The organism is Planktotalea sp., from assembly GCF_039984035.1.
Lineage (GTDB): Bacteria > Pseudomonadota > Alphaproteobacteria > Rhodobacterales > Rhodobacteraceae > Planktotalea.
On the sequence record NZ_JBDWVM010000321.1, the window covers coordinates 1 to 5,134 of the forward strand.

A 5,134-nucleotide genomic window follows, 5' to 3' on the forward strand; every position below is an offset into this window, starting at 1 on the left:
GTGGTCTTTGCCTCAGGCGCAGAGATCGTGATGGTTGGCCTCGACGTCACCCACCGCATTCTTTGTCGCGCCGAAGACTTTGATACGCTGGAACAATCCGCTCCCGAACTTGGCGGTAAGATCAATGACATGAGCAGGTTCTATCTGCATTTCTACACGACGGTGGGGAAACACGACGGTTGCTCATTGCACGATCCGGCAGCTGTGATCGCGTGCACCCACCCTGAGCTTTTCACGCCGCGCTCGGTTCCTATTACCGTGTCCTGTAAGGGAGAAACCTCAGGAGCGACGATTTTGGCCAGCGATGGACGATCAACAACAGAGGTTTTGATGGCGGTAGAGGCAGAGCGCGTCAAACAACAGTTTATGAACGCGTTCAAAGCACTACATTAACAACGGCATATTTTTTCGGTTAGACGCAAATTCCCGCTTGTATCCCCTGCCCCTTCGGGGATATCCCCGTCGGCGGAGACGTGGCCGAGTGGTCGAAGGCGCTCCCCTGCTAAGGGAGTAGGCCCGGAAGGGTCTCGAGGGTTCGAATCCCTTCGTCTCCGCCACCCCGACCTTTGTCGGGACTTAAAAAAATCACTTCAAAATATTAAAATTCCAACATCAGCGAAAATGAATTTGGCGGTTTTGACCTGACTAATCGTTTGTACCAATGTGATGTTCAGAAAACGACACAGCTAGGCGTATTTTTGATAGCCGCGTCGGTACAAACACTGTTAGCAAAGGGGTGGGTCGGCGATGGCGTCGCCAGCACTTTGTGCAAAACCCTTTTCACCATCCTGAACGCCGGGATCTTGCTTTGTCGTTTGAGCGATGGAGGGGATTTCGGCTCCTTTCCTGAACATGCTCAAACGCTTGTTAGGAGTAGGTCTGATGGAACGTCCACAACACTACCGTTTTCACCAGGGTCAAAAGACCCTTCCTTTTACTGATGCTGAATATGAAGCGCGTCTTGCCAAGCTACGTAGGCAGATGGCCGAGATGGGGATCGATGCCTGTGTGCTGACCTCAATGCACAACATCGCTTATTATTCCGGTTTTCTCTATTGCGCGTTCGGGCGCCCCTACGCGCAAGTGGTGACCGCGCGCGAGACAGTGACGATGAGCGCTGGCATCGATGCGGCTCAACCTTGGCGCCGTGGATATGGCGACAATATCACATACACGGATTGGCAAAGAAACAACTACTGGCGCGCGGTCCTTTCGATCACAGGCGCTGGCAAAGTTATCGGATACGAAGGCGATCACCTCTCTATTCAACAGATGGGATTACTGAGCGAATTTCTTACCCCGTCAGACACCGTAGACATTGCGCCAAGCACAATGCGGCTACGGATGCACAAATCCGACGCAGAAATCGCATTGATCCGCGCAGGTGCAGCTACGGCGGACGTTGGGGGCTATGCGATTAAAGACGCTATCAAGGCTGGCGTTCGTGAAATCGACGTGGCGATGGCAGGCCGCGACGCGATGGAGCTGGAGATTGCACGGCGTTATCCTGATGCAGAATATCGTGACACATGGGTTTGGTTCCAGTCCGGGATCAATACCGATGGCGCGCATAACCCTGTGACAGGGCGCGTTCTGGAACGCGGGGACATCCTGAGCCTCAACACATTTCCGATGATTTCGGGCTATTACACCGCATTGGAGCGCACCCTATTTGTTGAAGAGGTTGACGCCGCCAGCTTGAAAATTTGGGAGGCCAACGTCGCCGCGCATGAATACGGGATGAGCCTGCTAAAGCCAGGCGTGTCTTGTGCGCAGCTTACCCAGAAGATCAACGACTTCTTTGCCGAACGCGATCTGCTGCAATATCGCACCTTTGGCTATGGCCATTCCTTTGGTGTGCTAAGCCATTACTACGGGCGCGAGGCAGGTTTGGAGCTGCGCGAAGATATCGATACGGTTCTGGAGCCGGGCATGGTGATCTCAATGGAGCCAATGTTGACCATCCCCGACGGGCAACCGGGCGCTGGCGGATATCGCGAGCACGATATTCTGGTCATCTCGGAGGACGGTAACGAAAACATCACGGGTTACCCTTACGGGCCAGAGTTTAACGTGGTTGGCTAGTCCAAACATATCGAAGTGAGCAGCTTTGATTGCTCACTTCCCACCGTCTTGGCCACGGGGCTATTCCGCGATATCTTCGGCCCAGAGTTCGGGTTTTTCTTCGATAAAACGCTGCATGAGCGCGGTGCAATCCGGATCATCCGCCACAATCACTTCCACGCCTTTTGAGCGCAGGAAATCTTCGTTTCCGCCAAAGGTGGTGTTTTCCCCGATGACGACACGTGGGATGCCGAATTGAATGATCGTACCAGAACACATCATGCAAGGGCTGAGCGACGTATAAAGCGTCGTGTCGCGATAGGTCTTTTGGCGGCCCGCCTTGCGCAGCGCGTCCATTTCCCCATGGGCAATTGGATCGCCTTGCTGCACACGCTGGTTGCGGCCTTGCGCGACAACCTCGCCGCCGCGCGCCAAGACAGACCCAATCGGGCAACCGCCTTCGTCAAATCCAGCTTTCGCTTCATCATAGGCAGTGCGTAGCAATCGAATGTCGTCTTCGTTCATACCGGACCTTCCTTCAATATCGGGCCATCATAATAGGGCAAGTGATCCACGCTTGGCGTCCATAGACCGCTCGTTTGTAACTGGTCCATATGATCGGCGATTTCATCTAATGTGGCAAACCAAACATCTTTAGTGGCGCGAGTCTTTTCGATCCAAGCCTCTACCTGTTTCCAACGCGCAAGGCGCCCTGTCAGGAAAGGGTGAACAATCAGCATAAAGAACCCGCCCGCGTCATATTGCGCCTCAAACTCTTCCCAAAATCCTGAAAGCCCATGTGAGGGCCCCGCGACGGGCATCATATAACCAATCTCATCGTAATGGGCGAAGGGCGGCCAATCATCCGTGCCCCAATGCACCGGCATTTCATAAAGGGACCCCTGCCCTGTCTTGAGCTGATATGGAATGTCGTCGCCCATCATGGAGCTGTCATACCGCATGCCGTGTTCGATCATTAGATCGACCACCTCTTGCGTGATGTTGTAAACGGGCGCGCGATATCCCCGTGGTTTTTGTCCGCAAATCCGTTGATGCACCTCAAGGGTTCGCTCGAACCAGCCCCGTTGCGCGCCGTGCGTTTTGATCGGATCCTCGTGCAGATAGCCGTGATGACCAATCTCATGCCCGTCTTTCAAAATGGCCTCCGCCACATCGGGATAGGTTTCTAAACACCAACCGGGGATGAAAAAGGACTGCTTCAATTCCAGACGTCGGTAAGTATCCAAAATACGCGGGAGCGCCACCATCGGGCCATAGCGCCCCATAGATATAGGGTAGAGCCGTTCATGGCTGTCCTCAGGTTTGGCGATATGAATGAGGCTATCGGCATCCATATCAAACGTGATCGCGCAGGCGCATTTCGCGCCATTGGGCCAAGGGATCGGGTTGCGTATCATGTTTGATTCAGCACGTGGGCACTGGCCGTATCCCACGACAGCCATATGGTATCGCCGCTGTTCAAATCGAACTTGGACAATTCGCGTTCCTGCATTTGCACTTTGAATTCCTGACCTTGCGCGTCTTCCAAAAAGAGCGTCACCATCGAGCCGACGAATTCTTCGGAAATCAATTTGCAGCTTGCTTTGTTATCGCTCTCAGGTTCGCCCAAAGAAATGTGGACCAGATCAGCAGAGATGACAAAGCTGGCGCTGTGCCCCTCAACCAACTGCACAGTGTTGGTTGGCACGGTGAACTCACCCGTGGCTGTCGTGATACGGGCGCTATCGTCGCTTAACGCCTGCACCTTGCCTGACAGGATGTTATTGCGGCCCACAAATTCAGCGACAAATTGGTTGGCGGGGGCGCGGTAGATGTCCTTTGGTGTGCCAATCTGAGCAATTTCACCCTTCCCCATAATGATCACGCGATCGGCCATGGCAAAGGCTTCCGATTGCGAATGGGTGACATAGACAAAGGTGATGCCAAGCTCACGCTGTAAATCGGTCAAAACAGCCTGCATACGGATCACGAGGTGGGCATCCAGCGCCGACAGCGGTTCATCCAGCAACAGAATTTGCGGCTCCATCACCAACGATCGGGCAAGCGCCACGCGTTGTTTCTGGCCACCTGACAGGGTTGAAATATCGCGATCCGCAAACTCCAAAATGCCCATCTTATCAAGCCATTTGCGCGCGCGTTCCTTGCGTTCACCCGCCTCGACACCGCGCATCTTCAAGCCAAATTCGACATTTTTCTGAGCAGACAAAAACGGGAAAAGCGCCAAGGATTGCCACACCAACGGCGTGTCGCGTTCATGGGGGGCCACATCATTCATTACCCGATCATTGAGGCGAATTTCGCCCACGGTCGGGGCTTCAAGCCCTGCCAGCATACGCAAGGTTGTCGTCTTGCCGCAGCCGGACGGGCCCATGATAGCCAGAAACTCGCCCTCGCGGATTTCAAAGTCGAGCTGTTTGACAGCCACGAAAGAGTCAAAGTGTTTTTCTACTTTATCAAAGACAACGAGAGGTGCGCTCATGATCGGATGCTTTTCAGTTGGCGGCTGGCAAAGAAGAGTTGTGCCAAGACGACGAGGGTCATGGAAATGAGGAACACAAAGGTGCCGATGGCATTGACCTGTGGGTCGATGTTGCCCTGCACGATTTCAAGAATGATCACTGGCAAGGTTTTGTTGAGGCCCGAAACAAACCAAGAGACGGCGAATTCGTCGAAGGAAACAGCTGCCGTAAGAAAGAGCGCCGATGCAATCGCCGGTTTGCAAAAGGGAACGATTACATGGCGCATGGTTTGCCATTCCGAGCCACCAAGGTTCCAAGCCGCAGCTTCCAAATCAGGGTCCATTTGGTTCAGGCGCAAGCGGATCACAGCCATAGCAAAGGGCGCGGTCAGCACCGAATGTGCGATGATGATCGAATAAAGCTGTCCAGACATTCCAATCTTGGAAAACCATGCCAGCATGGCCAAGGCCATGATGATTAATGGAATGGTCGGCGGCAAAAGGATCAGTGCGAGGTAAGGCCCCTTGAAACGGAAGTTATACCGAAAATCAGAATAGGCGGTGCAAAATCCGAGGAACGTCGCGATCAGC

General features: G+C 53.7%; 6 protein-coding genes and 1 tRNA gene. 3 read left to right on the top strand and 4 right to left on the bottom strand.

Annotated elements, in window-relative coordinates; genetic code table 11:
- From ABJQ89_RS14365 to ABJQ89_RS14375, 3 genes are all read left to right on the top strand, one after another.
- Positions 1–393, top strand: a 393-nt coding sequence (locus ABJQ89_RS14365; RefSeq protein ID WP_348496875.1) for a nucleoside hydrolase, incomplete at its 5' end; no start/stop codon positions are given.
- A gap of 74 nt (positions 394–467) precedes the next feature.
- Positions 468–557 (top strand) — tRNA-Ser (locus tag ABJQ89_RS14370).
- 325 nt (positions 558–882) lie between these two features.
- Positions 883–2,085, top strand: a complete 1,203-nt coding sequence (locus ABJQ89_RS14375; RefSeq protein WP_348496876.1) for an aminopeptidase P family protein — start codon at positions 883–885, stop codon at positions 2,083–2,085.
- Positions 2,086–2,145: 60 nt separating this feature from the next.
- Here the strand turns inward: ABJQ89_RS14375 and ABJQ89_RS14380 are convergent, their stop codons facing one another.
- The 4 genes from ABJQ89_RS14380 to ABJQ89_RS14395 all read right to left on the bottom strand — a co-directional run.
- Positions 2,146–2,589: a nucleoside deaminase gene (locus tag ABJQ89_RS14380; protein WP_348496877.1), complete on the bottom strand. Its 444-nt coding sequence runs from the start codon at positions 2,587–2,589 to the stop codon at positions 2,146–2,148.
- Positions 2,586–3,482 carry a polysaccharide deacetylase gene (locus ABJQ89_RS14385; RefSeq protein ID WP_348496878.1) on the bottom strand — a complete coding sequence of 299 codons (897 nt, stop codon included), beginning with the start codon at positions 3,480–3,482 and terminating at the stop codon, positions 2,586–2,588. Before ABJQ89_RS14385 ends, ABJQ89_RS14380 begins: the two co-directional genes overlap by 4 nt.
- Entirely contained in the window at positions 3,479–4,564 is a 1,086-nt protein-coding gene (locus tag ABJQ89_RS14390) for an ABC transporter ATP-binding protein (protein ID WP_348496879.1), read from the bottom strand. The genes ABJQ89_RS14385 and ABJQ89_RS14390 overlap by 4 nt, the downstream gene beginning before the upstream one ends.
- The coding region (locus ABJQ89_RS14395; protein WP_348496880.1) for an ABC transporter permease subunit at positions 4,561–5,134 on the bottom strand (574 nt) is incomplete at its 5' end. The genes ABJQ89_RS14395 and ABJQ89_RS14390, both read right to left, overlap by 4 nt.

Bases quoted from the DNA above. Each gene is read 5' to 3' on its own strand.
- ABJQ89_RS14375 (WP_348496876.1), top strand. From the start codon at position 883: ATGGAACGTCCACAACACTACCGTTTTCACCAGGGTCAAAAGACCCTT.
- ABJQ89_RS14380 (WP_348496877.1), bottom strand. From the start codon at position 2,589: ATGAACGAAGACGACATTCGATTGCTACGCACTGCCTATGATGAAGCG.
- ABJQ89_RS14385 (WP_348496878.1), bottom strand. From the start codon at position 3,482: ATGATACGCAACCCGATCCCTTGGCCCAATGGCGCGAAATGCGCCTGC.
- ABJQ89_RS14390 (WP_348496879.1), bottom strand. From the start codon at position 4,564: ATGAGCGCACCTCTCGTTGTCTTTGATAAAGTAGAAAAACACTTTGAC.